Raw genomic sequence first — 14,905 nt, 5'->3', positions numbered from 1 at the left:
CAATTTTCAAATTTCACATAACTGTTTACATATAGCACAAACCTTTGAACCGTTCTTTTTAAAATATTACGCCCACCAGATTTCACCAGCTGATTCACGGATTAAAACACTATTTAAGTTGTTCACAGCACGTGTAAATCCTTCCTCAACCGACATAATCGCATCTTCATGTTCAATGCTGACTACATAATCATAGTTATACATACGCAACGCACTCATCATATCAGACCATTCTTGCATGCTGTGGCCACAGCCGACGGTACGGAATGTCCAAGCACGTGATTGCACATTGCCGTAGGACTGCATATCTGTCAATCCGTACATATTGACGTTATCTTGATCAATATACGTATCTTTTGCGTGGAAATGGTGGATTGCGCCAGTTTTACCGAGAATTTTAATTGCCGCAACCGGATCGATTCCTTGCCACCACATATGACTTGGATCTAAATTTGCACCAATCGTATCACATGTCGCTTCGCGTAGTTTCAACAGTGTGTACGGTGTATGGACAAGGAAACCTCCGTGAAGCTCCAGACCTATTTTCACATTGTGCCGCTCGGCAAGTTCACCAATTTCTTTCCAGTATGGGATCAGTTTGTTTTCCCATTGCCATGTTAATATATCACCGTACTCTCGGGGCCATGGTACCACTGGCCAGTTCGGCTGCTTCGCTTCATCACTGTCTCCTGGTGTGCCGGAAAATGCATTAACAACCGGTACACCGAGAAGAGACGCCAGTTTAATTGTTTTGCGTAAAACAGAATCTGATTCATCCGCAAAACTCTTGTCCGGTGTGAGTGGATTACCATGACAGCTAAATGCACTGATCATTAAATCGCGTGACGTTATGGCTTCTATGTAATCCTTTCGTTTTTGCTCATCCTCCAAAAGCTCATCAAGTGGGCAATGTGCATTGCCTGGATAACATCCAGTGCCGATTTCAACTGCACTAAGCCCTAAAGCTTTTACATGATCTAGCATTTCTTCAAATGATTTATTCCCAAATAAAACGGTAAAAACGCCTAACTTCAATTTACTGTCACTTCCTGCCCTTTTAAAGAAACAATTTGTTTCGTTTCCTGTGACGTTAGCGCAGCTAAAATAACTTGCAGTGATTTTATAGCATCTTCACCAGTAACCGGTGGCTCTTTATCATAAAGAACAGAATCCACAAATTGCTCAACAATATGAGAGTTATCTTGACCGCCCACTGCATTGGACTGAATTGTACCCAGCTGATAGTTCACAACTTCGCCCGTTGCATACTGAACTACGAAGGAATACGTTGGGTCATCCTCTAAACGAAGTATTGCTTTCTCACCATAAATAATGGTAGAGTTATCTTCTTTACCACATACGCCCAGCTTGCCGCAAGCGTGCCGATAATACCACTCTCTGTTTTTAGTACACACACTGCATTATCATCTACATCTATGAAATCTCTTGCGCTTGTTTCCACGAATGCTCCAACCTCTATAAATTCTTCCCCAAGAAGATAACGAAGCAAGTCAGTTTTATGGACGCCTAAGTCACCAATCGCACCAATAAAAGCTTTTTCTTTTTGGAAGAACCAGCCACCTTTACCTTCTACGCTCCAATCTTCTGGTCCAACATGACCAAACGTAGTGCGGAAGCTGTAAATTTTTCCTATTTCACCGCTTTCAATCAGCTGACGTGCTTTTTGATGAGATTTAACAAAACGCTGGTTGTGAGCAATCATTAACTTTTTGCCGCTTTGTTTCGCCACTTCAATCATCTTCTCTGCTTCTTCTTTTGAAGTTGCCATGGGTTTTTCGCATAAAACATGTACACCGGCTTGTAACGCAGCGATTGAGATTGGTGCGTGCAAATAATTTGGTGTACAAACACTTATTGCTTCCACTTCACCGCTTTGCAATAACTCCACATAGCTCGTAAATGCTTTTACCCCGTATTTTACAGCTACTTTTTTTGCACGTTCTTCATTGATATCACAAACTGCCACAAGCTCTACATGTTGATTGAATGCATATTCTGGTAAATGGCGATACTGAGCAATGCTTCCGCATCCGATTACGCCTACTTTCAAGGCTTTCATTGTTTCTTCCCCCTTGGATTCTCTATATTAGTTTACTTTCACTGCAATTTTTTCTAATGGCTTTGCGTTTCCGTATACCGGAAGATTACGCTGTACAGGCTGAGCCCACTTCACTGCATTCACAATCACGCGTTGAATGTCTTTGTTATAGTATGTTGGATATGTTTCATGTCCCGGTCTGAAGTAAAATACTTTGCCGTTTCCGCGTGTATATGTGCAGCCGCTTCGGAATACTTCGCCGCCTTCAAACCAGCTTGTAAAAATAAGCTCTTCCGGTGCCGGGATATCAAAATTCTCTCCGTACATTTCTTCTTTTTCTAATTCGATATACTCTCCAATTCCTTCTACAATCGGATGACTCGGTGCTACAACCCACAGACGTTCTTTTTCATCGGCTTCACGCCATTTCAGATCACAGCTTGTCCCCATTAACGTTTTGAAAATTTTAGAGAAATGACCGGAATGCAACACAATTAAGCCCATTCCATCAAGTACACGTTTTTGTACTTTTTTAACTACAACGTCGTCTACTTCATTGTGCGCTAAATGTCCCCACCAAATTAGCACGTCTGTTTCTTCTAATACAGCGTCTGTCAAACCGTGTTCGGGTTCATCTAATATAGCAGTTTTTGTATTGTATCCTTCTTCTTGCAAAAAAGATGAAATAGCACCATGAATACCTTCAGGGTAAACTTCCCTTACAACTGGATTATTTTGTTCATGACGATTTTCATTCCATACTGTTACGTTTATCATTCTCAAAAACTCCTTGTCTATTTAAATTTATTAAAATTCTAATTTAAATTACTATTATTTCTTTAATTCATTCCAACTGCTATCTAGAGTTTTTAACATTTCTTTTTTAGATTTTTGACCACCAACATACTCTTGTAAGTTAGAACCGAATATTTGTATAGCGCCATCTGGGAACTTAGTCCATTCCCAAGAAAAAGTATTTCCTTCATCTAAATATGTAACTAGTTCATTACCTAATGGTCCGATATCTTTTGCTTCAATTGTTTTAAAGGCAGGCACATATTTAAAATCTTCAACTAAAGCTCGTTTACCTTCATCAGATGTAACCATCCAGTTTAAGAAATCTTTTGCTGCTTTTTTATCGGCTTCAGGTGCTTTATTATAAATTACCCAGCTGACTGGAACTGCAATTGCTAATTTATCTGTTTCTGCTTTTTTATTACTAAGAGGCATTGGTAGAATTCCTACATTCATGTTTGGATTAAGTTTATCAATCATGGGTTGAATCCAATTTCCTTGTTGAATTATTGCAGTTTCTCCGCTTCCAAACATTGTAACCTGTGTATTGTAGTCTGTTGTTAATGGATTTTTATTTCCATATTTAACAGTTAAGTCTATTAGTTTAAGGTATTGTGAGAATCTTTCATTTCCTTCGATGTTAGCCGTTCCGTTATTTAATCCTTTAATAAAGGCATCGGGATCCTTTTGATAGGCAAACGGAATATTTAGACCATGAGTTCCTAGTACCCACCATTCTCCATAACCAGTAGAGAAAGGAGTAATTCCAGTAGCCTTCAGCTTTTTAGCTGCTGCCTCTAACTCTGAAAATGTTTTTGGTAGTTCTTTTATACCTGCTTTTTTAAATAGGTCTTTATTGTATATAAAACCATATCCCTCAAGGTTAACTGGCTGCCCATACACTTTTCCATCTATTGTCATAGGATCCAATAAGCCTTCATAAACATCTTTTACCCAAGGTTGATCCGATAGATCTTCTAATTTATTTTCCCATGTTTGAGCTTCTTGATTACCTGCATTAGTAAAGATATCGGGTGCCTTTCCAGATGCAAATTTAGCTTTTAAAGCTGAAGGATTACCCGCTCCTCCGCCTACTGTTTCAATATTAAATGTTACATTGGGATGTTCTTTTGTATATTGGTCTGTTAAGGCTTTGAACTGATCAGCAATTTCAACTTTACCGTGAAATATATCAATCACTACTTTATCGCTTTTCCTGTCACCGCTAGCATTATTCCCATTTGCACTTTCATTTGAACACGCTGTTGAAAGTAGAAGAGATGCAGATAATATACTTGCTGCTAGTGGGAACTTTTTGATTTTAAAAGCCATTCTTATTACCCCCTGGATTTCATTTAGAATATCTCTATCGCGTATTCTTATTTATAAGCTAAACAATAGAGAGAATAACCTAGACAAATTACTTAATAGAACCACTTGTAATCCCTTTCACAATATGTTTTTGCATCGCAAAGAAAAAGATTAATAACGGAATAATACTAAGCATTAAACCTGCTAATGCTAAATCCCACTGCTTTGTATATTGACCAAAGAAGGAGAATGTTGCCAGTGGAATCGTTTTTAGTTCAGGATCTTGAAGGACAAGGGATGGCAATAAAAAGTCATTCCAAATCCATAAACTGTTTAAAATAATGACTGTCACTGTAATTGGTTTCAGCAGTGGGAATACAATTCGCCAAAATACACCTAGTCTTGAACAACCATCAATTGTGGCCGCTTCTTCAAGCTCCACCGGAATTCCCTTGATAAAACCATGGTATAAGAAGATTGTCATCCCTGAACCAAATCCTAAATACATGATGACCAAGCCCCACACACTGTTTATCATTCCTAAATTCCCGGTTACTTTGACTAAAGGAATCATAATTGATTGAAAGGGAATGACCATGGCTGCGACAAACATCATAAAAATGATATTGCTAATTTTCTTTTTTGTTCGGACAAGCATGTATGCAGCCATAGAACAAAAGAAAACAAGAACGATACTACTGACTACAGTAATAAGTAGTGAATTTGAGAATGCTTTTAAGAAATTCATTTGATGATATGCATTCACATAGTTTTGGAATTGTAATACAGATGGTAAAGCTGATGTATTCGATAGTATCTCTGCGAATGACTTCAATGAGTTTGATACTAAATAATAAAACGGAACTAAAAATACAAGACCCAGCACAATTGCTAATATTTCAACGATAAATGTTCTTCCTGTGTAACGGTTTCCCATTATGATTCAACCTCTTTCTTTTTCGTGTAAGTCACTTGAATGATCGTAATTGCTGCTACTACAAGGAAGAAGATTAATGCTTTTGCTTCCCCAAGACCATATCGGTTATTAACAAATGCTTCTGTATAAATATTAAGCGCTAACATTTCTGTTGATTTAAATGGACCACCATTTGTAAGTGATAGGTTGACATCAAACACTTTAAATGACCATGAAATTGTTAAGAATAAACAAACCGTCACGGCTGGAGCTATCATTGGTATTGTAATATGACGAAGAATCTGCCATCGGTTGGCTCCATCAGTCTTGGCTGCTTCAATTAATTCTTGAGGTACATTCTGTAAAGCAGCTGTATAGATGAGCATAATATAACCTGCACCTTGCCATACACTTACAATAACGATTCCCCAAAAAGCTGTATTTGCATCTCCAAGCCAAGGAAGTTCAAAAAGAGAAATTCCTGATATCTGTCCAATAGATGCAAAACCTTTCACAAAAATAAATTGCCAGACAAAGCCTAGTAAAAGTCCACCAATTAAGTTCGGCATAAAAAAGACCGTACGTAACATATTTCGTGTTTTTAGCGTCTTTGTTACAAGCAGCGCCAAGATGAAACCCACAATATTCGTTAAGATAATAGCTACTGCTGTATATTTAGTCGTAATCCAAAAAGACTTATGGAACTGCTTATCCTCTGTAAACACGTATTTAAAGTTATCTAACCCAACCCAATTAATCGTTCCGTTTACCCCATTCCAATCTGTAAAAGCATAATATACTCCCATAAAAAATGGGATTAAGACAATGATAGTAAAAGCTAAAAAAGCTGGTCCTACAAGTAAAACGAATAAACCTACACTTTTCAGATTTTTCAGATTTTTAATATTAAGAAATGGTTTCTCTTTCAGCATCTTCTGATTGCCTACAGAACCTACTTCTATGTCTTGCAATTTACTAGGACTATTCAAGTAATTGCACCTCCAATGTTTATTTTAGGGTTTTAATGAAACTGCTTACATTGACTAATAAGGTGAAAAATGATTATATCTGTTATATCAATAATAGGTAGATTGAGAGACTCCCCCTTTTTTTGCTATGCAAAAGATATGTATTATCCTGAATACGTATTCAAACTTATAATAGATTGAATACGTATTCAAAACTTTAATAGATTGAATACGTATTCAAATTTATATAAATATTTCTTTTTCGTTTACTTATAAAGTATAAACAAAATTGCTAATTTTGTAAATAAAATATATTTTTTAACATTTATGGTAAGTGAACTTCTCTAAAAACATATTTTTACCTATCGTTTCTTTGTTATACCACTCTAGTTGGATTAATTACCAATGTTATTATATTTTAGGATTTTTCTTTTTTAATTGGTCTTTCCTTTTTTTCTTATGTGGGAATATATTCATTATACATAAATTTGATTGAATATCGTTTTTGTAAAATTCCATCAAATTCATTTTTTTAGTTCTCTTTATATTTCATTCGCTCCTGACAAACACTCCAATGTTTTGACTTCACTGTAACAGGCGACGGGGACAAAAAGAAGGCATGCTAAATAGCCTTTGATTTTACTAAATAAATGGAAAATCGTCTACCCACCTATAGAGTTTTCATAGAATTTTTAACACTACCCTCCAAAGCTTTTCAGGGCATAAAAAAAGGAGCACCTCCCCAAATTATCCTTCTTGAATGGCTTGATGGAGTAAAGAATTCTGAACCAATTCAAAGGCATTTGAATCGTTTGTTTGTGATGAGTCTGTGGATATGATGGAGGAGCGTGGTTTATCCATGGTATCATCCGGATGCCTCCTTACAAGAATTTGTCCCATCTCCGGATGTGATAGCCACTGAAGGAGTTTCCCTTGAACAATAGCTCCAGCGCCAATTCCTGTTCCAACTGTTATGTACGAACAACTATCAAACTCCTGGGCGGCTCCAAGAATTACTTCTCCCAATGCAGCTGCATTTACATCCGTATTAAAACCAACAGGAACTGAGAAGGAATCCTCCAATGTTTGCGTAAATGGATAGTACCACCAGTCTTTTTTTGCCGTTGAAGTAATATTAATGTAGGTTGGATTTTCTCGGTTTACATCAATTGGTCCGAAAGAGCCAACCCCGATTGCTTTAATCGGATAGTTTTTAAAAAACTCTATCAATGTATGCTTCAGTGATTTCCAGTATTTGACCAGCTGGACATCATTTGTATCATATCAAGCTGTATGTATTCGGTTTGTTTTTTAACGTGCCATTGTTGAAAAATTCTGGGTTAGGGTTCTTGATATAAATACGTGTATTTAACTTCAGCCTAGATATATAATAAGCCTCTTTATCATGAATGGCTTTTAAGTCTCCTAAATCAAAGTGACCAAGATCACGTAAACATAAATCGCCTTTCTCTACAGTTTCAAGGCAGATCGTACCGTATGTTTTATCATTATTTTTTCCTGGTCCTAGCCNAAATTGGCCACTTAATAAATCGTATTCCAATTGGATTTTCACCCCTGCAGTATTACTACTCCCTCCAGACCTTGATAATTTGTGTTGAAGGAATCAGGTAGCTGAAATACAGTCGTATCTAAAATTCGAATACGTTCGAAAGCAGAAATTATGTGTGAAGAAAGCGAATGATTTAAAAAGAAATTTTGTGTTAGGAGTGTAGTAAAGACTTGTCGGAGGAATGCGACAGCTGCCGGATTAAAGCTTTGATTCAGAACTTATGGGCTTATTAGTACACTCGTAGAAACCTCCAAACGACTACATAATTGCGTAAGTGATGTACTAGCGACTTCTTGGCTGAGCCAAACGCACAGGGCGATAATCATCCCGATTAGCTGATGCAACGATAAGAAGGACAATTTCTCCCTTTCTAAAGAGGTTGCCCCCAATCTCTACATCCTCTTTTACTACTCTCTGTATGATCGGAGCCGGTGCGCGATATCGCAGTGCCTCTTCTACTACTTGCGGTATGAGAGAAAGATCATTTCTCAGCCCCTCATAAGCGCCATGTGTTCCGGCCACCAGTAATAAGTTGCAGAACGGAACCAATTCCTCAGCGGAAAGTTTCACGCCTTCTTCCTCTGCCTGAATTAAAATAGAAATGATATCATTTCCTAGATTCCTGCGTTTCTCTTCAATAATCCCGTGGAAGAACTCAGCCAGCTCCGTTTCACCTCTGGCCTTTGTTCCTGCCCACCAGTTTCGATAACTTGACGGGCATGTGGCGGTAACCCTTTAAGAGCTTTCCTCTTTCGGAGCTGTCACTCATTCGAAAACATGTAATCCTTTTTCTTCAATGAAACATTCAAAACCAGTCCAAGTCCCATCATCGTAGCCATGACCGAGCTGCCTCCATAGCTCATTAATGGCAGCGGAATCCCGGTGATGGGAATCAGCCCGATGACCATTCCGATATTTTGAAAGATGTGAAAGGTCAAGAAAGAGATGACCCCCACACAAATAAAGGATTCAAAAAAGGCTGAATGCAGGGCAGTGACAACGATTTTATAAATAATGAAGAAATAAAGGGATATTAGCAGACTTGCCCCAATGAATCCGAATTCCTCGGCAACTATCGTAAAAATGAAATCGGTATGTGCTTCTGGAATGTAAACGTTACTTTGGTTGAAGCCCTTTCCTTCCGTCATTCCGGAACCTATCGCCAATATGGATTGCTTCAATTGGTACCCGATTCCCTGGCCGTGGCCAAATGGATCGAGCCATGAATTGATCCTATCCAATTGATAGACATCCAATAAGCCCAATAATAGGTTGGGATCAAACAGATAGGTAATAACCAGGGAACATATTATACTGACGACTATCGTTACTACGGATGCGATCATCTTCCAATTGATTCCCGATACGAGGACGATCCCCAAGGTGATGACGGCCATTACCAGGGAAGTACCAAAGTCGTTTTGCAAAAGGGTTAGACCAATTGGCAAAGCGGCAAGCATCCCCATCTTACCTAATAGTTTGATATCAGAACTTATATCGCCTATCGGAAACTTTTCCATATGTTTAGTCAGGATATAGGATAGCATCAATATTAAAAAGATTTTCATGAACTCGGATGGTTGTATCGAGCCCACTCCTGGAATTTCGATCCAAGATTTCGCGCCCTTCTTTACAGGGGCAATCTTGTCCGGTCCCAATAAGACGAACAATAGCAGTGCAATGCCGAATGAATAGATATACGGAGTCAGTTTCATGATCGACTCAAAATCAAAATAAAAAATGATCAAGACAATCACTCCACTAATGACAAACCAAACGATTTGCTGTTGGAAATACTCTACATTAAGCTGTGCATATTTTTGCGCGCTGTATAAGCTAACGCTGCTGAAAATCATCAACATGATAATTAACAGAGCCAGATTAGTATCAAAATAATTTTTTCGTTTATTCACATAATCACCGAATCTTTTTCAATTTTTCGTACCATTGCTTTTACATCCGTTTCTGCTAACTTTTGTTGTCCGTTAAACTACTTTTCATACATCCACTCCAATCCTTAACATTCATATCTAAATGTTACCATTTTTCCATTCGTTTTTTTACTTTTATATGAATCTTATGAAATTTTTCTCTATTATTTCTATATCTAGAGCTGAATGTAGCAATTTCACGAGTAAAACAATCCATTTTATTTATAGAGAATTGCCACTTATACATGTTTAAATTTTTTATTGGCAATCCAATAATTGGTTACATAGAGTATGAGCACAATCCAGAATAACGTTACAAGCAGGTTGATTACTATATTTGAACTTATTGTACCTGTGATGAGTAACGTCATCGCATGCTTGCTTAAGCTTGCTGAATTGATTATATCGAGTATAGGACTTAAGCCGACAGTGATTCTGCAGCCTATGAGGAAGACAATTGAAATTAAAGCAATTACGCCTTGACCATGAAAAATAGTACTGATCATCGCTGTAAAAGTGACGATAAAGAGAACCCATACTAGATATAAAAAAAGTGCAGGTATCATACGTGAAAATGGGACATCAGTGAAAAGGTAATTTGCATATATAGTAGAAGCCACATATCCAATTGCTACACTAGTAGCTGCCATTAAAAAATGAGAGGTGACTTTACCTGCAATATAGGAACTTGCGGTAACAGGCCGCGTTAAAATGAAGGACAACATGCCATCTGCTTTATCTGCCTGTATCATCCCCATCATTGATATGACAAGAATCATAAGACCGAGCTGATCAAATTGCGATGCTAATGTACTAGCTAACACTTCCCCTCCATTTAAGGCTGTCAGATTCGGATCAACCATGATTCCCTGCCCTCCGGCCAATGCTTTGACGATAGATGGCAAGTAATAGGTTACGACCGGCTGTGTCATCCCTAATAAAATGAAAACGAGTGGCAGCCAAATAACTTTGTTGTCCCTCAACATTTGCAGAAATTCTTTTTTCGTTAGTACTTTAAATGCATTCATTTCATGACCACCAATTTCAAAAAGATATCTTCTAGGCTATCGTTTTTCATTTCAAATTTTATGATGTCTACTCCATGCTCAAGCGCATTTTTAAGGACTTGAGTTTTATTTTCATCAATGTTTTCCACTTGTATAATGACCTCAGACCCAATGACTTCAACTTCCTTCACGTAAGGGAGGTTTTTTACAATGGCTATCCATTTTTGATCCTTCGCTGTGATCCTTACGCATAGCTTATTTTTCACATTACGATTTAATAGATTAGAGATCGTGGCATCCTCTATTTTTCTTCCATTCTTCATAATGGCAAACCTTTCGCATATTTCTTCCGCATCGCCCAAAATGTGGGTTGATAATAAAATCGTCGTTTCTTTTTTTATTTCTCCAATCAGGTTCAACACTTCTCTTCGGCCAATAGGATCTAATGCGGAAACCGGTTCATCCATGACAATAAGCGAAGGATTATGCAGCAAAGCTTGAGCAATGCCAAGTCTCTGTTTCATACCGCCGGAAAATGTGCCAACCTTGGAATCCTCTTCACCACGCAGACCCACTTTTGCTAAAATTCCTGGTATGGTGCGTGATTCATCTTGTTTTAGCAATCCTGAAAGTCGTCCCATAAACGAAAGTGTTTCGGTTGCTGTCATCCAATCATAAAAATTAGGATACTGCGGCAGGTAGCCAATTCGCTTTTTCATTTTCGATATGATTTGTCCGTCCAGCAAAACCTCGCCTCCATCTGAGTCGATCACATTTGATATCACTTTTATTAAGCTGGATTTTCCCGCACCATTCGGTCCAATCAAGCCCACACATGACCCCGCTTCAACATCCATCGAGAAATTATCTACAGCGACTTTTCCATTAAATGCTTTTGTCACATTCCTGATTTCAAGTTTCATGATTTCACACGATCCTTTCTGCCGATAACAAGGTACAGTATTGGACCAATCATGCTGACAAAAAGGATGACAACGGTCCATATGAGGAAATTATCCCTCGTTTTCCTATGTCTGTACAAATCGATCCATGCAATCGAAACCAATAGGAAAGTCACAGCTATAAACGGCAATATTAAAGGAAGAAAAGCCATGATATCCATATCTTTTATATCATCAAATCCATAATGCACCTGCAATTCTTACACCCCTAACTAAATTTAATTATCATTATCAATAATGATAATGATAACTTCAAGATTGGAATATTGCAATACCCATTCTCATTATTTATAATAAGAATCAAATGTAACTACAAGTGAGGAGAACTGTATGGTCAATAAAGCTGAGGTTTTAATGCACCCGGTACGAATCAAAATTTCACAAGTCCTGATGAGGAACAAAGAACACGGCATGACACCTTTGGAAATGGTAAAAACCATCGAAGGTGTACCGCAAGCAACTCTATATAGGCATATACAAGCTATGTTGGATGCTGGAATTATCCGTGTCATTAAAGAAAAAAAGGTGAAATCCGTTTCGGAAAAATATTACGTTATAAATGAAATGGAAGCTACAATCCATGTGGAAGATTGGAAAAAAGCTTCTACAGAGAAGAAGCTAGATTATGTTTCCCTTTATCAATTGTCACTTATGACCCAATATCAAAGTTATCTGAAGAAATTAGAAGAACAAAACGGCAAGGAAGATCGTGCAACATTCTCTATAGTGGAATTAAAGCTGGCTGAGGATCGCTATATGCAATTTCAAAATGAATTAAATGAATTGATGACTAAATACTACCATGACTCTGGAAAAGAAAAAGGTGCCCCTGTTCGGACGATTGCCGTTACCATTATTCCAGAAAGTTAATTTCCAATCATTTCAGACATCCTAGATGAAGAAATGGCAAAAAAAGGCATTAGCGCAAGTACCAATGCCTTCCAAATATTGAAGCTTGCCTTTAGAGCTTCACCCTTTGAAGGCGAAGCGCATTCAATACGACTGATACAGAACTGAAGGCCATCGCAGCCCCGGCCAACCAAGGGGCAAGCAGTCCGATTGCCGCTATCGGTATTCCGATTATGTTATAGGCAAAGGCCCAAAACAGGTTTTGTTTAATATTCCGCATCGTTTTCCTGCTCATGAGGATTGCATCAGCAATGCTGTTTAAATCACCGCGGATCAAGGTGATGTCCGCTGCTTCCATGGCTATGTCCGTACCGGTTCCGATAGCCATGCCGATATGTGCCAGCGCGAGCGCGGGTGCATCATTTATGCCATCACCGACCATCGCGACCTTTTTACCGGAGTTCTGGAGTTTTTTCACTTCTTCTGCCTTCCCTTCAGGAAGGACTTCGGCAATCACTTGGTCGATGCCCACTTGATTGCCGATCGCAGTTGCCGTCCGTTGATTATCCCCGGTTATCATGATGACCTCGATATCCATCGCTTTTAACCTGGTGATCGCCTCTAGCGAAGTATCCTTTAGCGTATCCGCAACAGCAATGATTCCTGCATATTCTCCTTCGATGCTAGCGATCATGGCTGTTTTCCCTTGCGCTTCAAGTTCTTCCATCACTGTTTCCGCCATCGCAATATCGACATTATTTTGCTTCATCAGTTTCCTTGTTCCAACTAATAGCACGTTTTGATTCACGACCGCTTTCACCCCATGACCGGGTATCGCTTCAAACTGCTTAACGTCAGAAAGTGCTAGGTTTCTTACTTGAATGCCTTGGACAATTGCTTCGGCAAGCGGGTGTTCGGATTGCTTTTCAGCTGCGCCGATAAGAGCGAGGAACGCTTCTTCTTCCATCCCATTCCCGACAATGACATCCGTCAGCACCGGGGCTCCATTCGTTACCGTACCCGTCTTATCCAAAATGACCGTATCGATATGATGCGTCGTTTCCAGGTGCTCCCCGGCTTTAAAGAGGATCCCGAATTCTGCAGCCCGCCCAGATCCAGCCATGATGGAGGTAGGCGTTGCCAAGCCTAAAGCACAGGGACAGGCAATGACGAGCACTGCAATCATCGCTTCAAAAGCTGATGTGAATTCTCCAGGATTTACCCATATTATCCATACGAGAAAAGTTATAAGGGCGATACCGACAACGATTGGAACAAACACCCCGGAAATTTTGTCAGCAAGCCTTTGAATGGGAGCCTTTGAACCTTGAGCATCTTCAACGACTTTAATGATTTGGGAAAGAGCTGTGTCCTTGCCGATCTTTGTTGCTTTCATTTTCAGAAAACCATTTTTATTCAAAGTAGAACCAATCACTTTAGCACCGATCGTTTTATCGACCGGGATGCTCTCACCTGTTAACATCGATTCATCGACGGCTGAGTTCCCTTCGACTACCTCCCCATCCACGGGAATTTTTGAACCGGGCTTTACTAAAACGAGATCACCTACAAGTACCTCTTCAAGTGGAATTTCCCGCTCCTCTCCATTCCTTAGCACCAAGGCCGTTTTTGCCTGGAGGCCCATCAACTTTTTGATTGCCTCGGAAGAACGTCCTTTTGCTTTTGCTTCGAAAAGCTTCCCTAATAAAATGAGGGTAATCAAGATCGAACTTGTTTCGAAATAAAGCTGAGCTGTATGGTGATGGGCGCCAACCGAAATGATGGCCTGATAAACACTATAAAAATAAGCAGCCGATGTACCCATTGCGACTAAAACATCCATATTGGCACTTTTATTTTTCAAGGCTTTATACGCCCCTACATAAAACTGCTTTCCTATGATGAATTGTACAGGTGTGGCGAATGCCATTTGCACCCATGGATTCATGAGGAAATCAGGCATATAGATAAATGAAGTAAGCCTGAAATGACTCACCATTGCCCATAACAATGGAAACGATAAAATGATGGAAAAGATGAATGTATTCTTTTGCTTCTGTATTTCCTTTTCGCGAAAATCAACTGATTTCTTATTATCTTCCTTGATGATTGCCCTATATCCTAACTTTTCGACTTTTTGCATGATATCAGCAGAAGTGATTTCGGAAGGGGCATATTCAACAGTGGCATGTTCTAGCGCCAAATTCACATGCGCCTTGCTTACTCCACCCATTTTATTTAGCCCTTTTTCAATTCGCGTTGCACAGGCAGCACAAGTCATGCCTATAATCGTGAATTCCTTTTTCTCCTTTACGACATCGTAGCCAAGATCTTGAATTTTCTTTTCGATATCAAGATCACTCACGATTTCAGCGTCGTATTTAATGATTGACTTCTCCAAAGCCAAATTAACGGTAGCTTCTTCGACGCCTTCCAGCCTGTTTAACCCTTTTTCAATTCGGTTAGCACAGGCAGCGCAAGTCATCCCTGATATTTGCATACGTGTTTCTTTCATGGAATTGCCCATAACATCCCCG

The 14,905-nt window shown here is 39.0% G+C and carries 12 protein-coding genes and 4 pseudogenes; 1 reads left to right on the top strand and 15 read right to left on the bottom strand.

Annotated elements, in window-relative coordinates:
- Window positions 1-66: 66 nt before the first annotated feature.
- The 14 genes and pseudogenes from ASU00_RS11455 to ASU00_RS11400 all read right to left on the bottom strand — a co-directional run bounded on the left by ASU00_RS11455 (window position 67) and on the right by ASU00_RS11400 (window position 11,716).
- Window positions 67-1,035 carry a sugar phosphate isomerase/epimerase family protein gene (locus ASU00_RS11455; RefSeq protein ID WP_057913599.1) on the bottom strand — a complete coding sequence of 323 codons (969 nt, stop codon included), beginning with the start codon at window positions 1,033-1,035 and terminating at the stop codon, window positions 67-69.
- A pseudogene (locus ASU00_RS11450) lies at window positions 1,032-2,080 on the bottom strand (Gfo/Idh/MocA family protein). Before ASU00_RS11450 ends, ASU00_RS11455 begins: the two are co-directional and overlap by 4 nt.
- A 27-nt stretch (window positions 2,081-2,107) precedes the next feature.
- Entirely contained in the window at window positions 2,108-2,836 is a 729-nt protein-coding gene (locus tag ASU00_RS11445; RefSeq protein WP_057913598.1) for a ThuA domain-containing protein, read from the bottom strand.
- Between the two features lie 54 nt (window positions 2,837-2,890).
- Window positions 2,891-4,186, bottom strand: coding sequence for an ABC transporter substrate-binding protein (locus tag ASU00_RS11440; protein WP_057913597.1), 1,296 nt, complete (start codon window positions 4,184-4,186; stop codon window positions 2,891-2,893).
- 88 nt (window positions 4,187-4,274) lie between these two features.
- The gene (locus tag ASU00_RS11435) at window positions 4,275-5,102 is read right to left on the bottom strand and encodes a carbohydrate ABC transporter permease (protein ID WP_057913596.1); all 828 of its coding nucleotides are present in this window, start codon (window positions 5,100-5,102) and stop codon (window positions 4,275-4,277) included.
- Window positions 5,102-6,070, bottom strand: a complete 969-nt coding sequence (locus ASU00_RS11430) for a carbohydrate ABC transporter permease (RefSeq protein ID WP_082630249.1) — start codon at window positions 6,068-6,070, stop codon at window positions 5,102-5,104. The genes ASU00_RS11435 and ASU00_RS11430 overlap by 1 nt, the downstream gene beginning before the upstream one ends.
- Window positions 6,071-6,796: 726 nt before the next feature.
- Window positions 6,797-7,276: an ROK family protein gene (locus ASU00_RS11425; protein ID WP_413783521.1), complete on the bottom strand. Its 480-nt coding sequence runs from the start codon at window positions 7,274-7,276 to the stop codon at window positions 6,797-6,799.
- A gap of 1 nt (window position 7,277) precedes the next feature.
- Window positions 7,278-7,579 (bottom strand): annotated as a pseudogene (locus ASU00_RS26165) (transposase); the annotation flags it as partial.
- Between the two features lies 1 nt (window position 7,580).
- A pseudogene (locus ASU00_RS26160) lies at window positions 7,581-7,942 on the bottom strand (transposase); the annotation flags it as partial.
- A pseudogene (locus ASU00_RS24480) lies at window positions 7,941-8,291 on the bottom strand (cytochrome P450); the annotation flags it as partial. The pseudogenes ASU00_RS24480 and ASU00_RS26160, both read right to left, overlap by 2 nt.
- A gap of 89 nt (window positions 8,292-8,380) precedes the next feature.
- Window positions 8,381-9,532 carry an FtsW/RodA/SpoVE family cell cycle protein gene (locus ASU00_RS11415; protein WP_236712705.1) on the bottom strand — a complete coding sequence of 384 codons (1,152 nt, stop codon included), beginning with the start codon at window positions 9,530-9,532 and terminating at the stop codon, window positions 8,381-8,383.
- A gap of 257 nt (window positions 9,533-9,789) precedes the next feature.
- On the bottom strand, window positions 9,790-10,578 hold the full coding sequence (locus tag ASU00_RS11410) for an ABC transporter permease (RefSeq protein ID WP_057913595.1): 789 nt from the start codon (window positions 10,576-10,578) through the stop codon (window positions 9,790-9,792).
- Window positions 10,575-11,480, bottom strand: a complete 906-nt coding sequence (locus ASU00_RS11405; protein WP_057913594.1) for an ABC transporter ATP-binding protein — start codon at window positions 11,478-11,480, stop codon at window positions 10,575-10,577. Before ASU00_RS11405 ends, ASU00_RS11410 begins: the two co-directional genes overlap by 4 nt.
- Entirely contained in the window at window positions 11,477-11,716 is a 240-nt protein-coding gene (locus ASU00_RS11400) for a PLD nuclease N-terminal domain-containing protein (protein ID WP_057913593.1), read from the bottom strand. The genes ASU00_RS11405 and ASU00_RS11400 overlap by 4 nt, the downstream gene beginning before the upstream one ends.
- 133 nt (window positions 11,717-11,849) lie before the next feature.
- Here ASU00_RS11400 and ASU00_RS11395 point away from each other — a divergent pair, with 133 nt between their 5' ends.
- Window positions 11,850-12,389 carry a helix-turn-helix domain-containing protein gene (locus ASU00_RS11395; RefSeq protein WP_057913592.1) on the top strand — a complete coding sequence of 180 codons (540 nt, stop codon included), beginning with the start codon at window positions 11,850-11,852 and terminating at the stop codon, window positions 12,387-12,389.
- Between the two features lie 91 nt (window positions 12,390-12,480).
- Here ASU00_RS11395 and ASU00_RS11390 read toward each other — a convergent pair whose 3' ends face one another.
- Window positions 12,481-14,895 carry a heavy metal translocating P-type ATPase gene (locus tag ASU00_RS11390; RefSeq protein WP_057913591.1) on the bottom strand — a complete coding sequence of 805 codons (2,415 nt, stop codon included), beginning with the start codon at window positions 14,893-14,895 and terminating at the stop codon, window positions 12,481-12,483.
- Between the last annotated feature and the right edge of the window lie 10 nt (window positions 14,896-14,905).

The sequence above is a fragment of the Peribacillus muralis genome, from assembly GCF_001439925.1.
Classification (GTDB): Bacteria; Bacillota; Bacilli; order Bacillales; family DSM-1321; genus Peribacillus; species Peribacillus muralis.
This window is presented reverse-complemented; position numbering and strand designations above follow the sequence as displayed.

Coding starts and splice junctions, on each gene's coding strand:
- ASU00_RS11405 (WP_057913594.1), bottom strand. CDS start 11,480: ATGAAACTTGAAATCAGGAATGTGACAAAAGCATTTAATGGAAAAGTC.
- ASU00_RS11440 (WP_057913597.1), bottom strand. CDS start 4,186: ATGGCTTTTAAAATCAAAAAGTTCCCACTAGCAGCAAGTATATTATCT.
- ASU00_RS11435 (WP_057913596.1), bottom strand. CDS start 5,102: ATGGGAAACCGTTACACAGGAAGAACATTTATCGTTGAAATATTAGCA.
- ASU00_RS11410 (WP_057913595.1), bottom strand. CDS start 10,578: ATGAATGCATTTAAAGTACTAACGAAAAAAGAATTTCTGCAAATGTTG.
- ASU00_RS11390 (WP_057913591.1), bottom strand. CDS start 14,895: ATGGGCAATTCCATGAAAGAAACACGTATGCAAATATCAGGGATGACT.
- ASU00_RS11445 (WP_057913598.1), bottom strand. CDS start 2,836: ATGATAAACGTAACAGTATGGAATGAAAATCGTCATGAACAAAATAAT.
- ASU00_RS11395 (WP_057913592.1), top strand. CDS start 11,850: ATGGTCAATAAAGCTGAGGTTTTAATGCACCCGGTACGAATCAAAATT.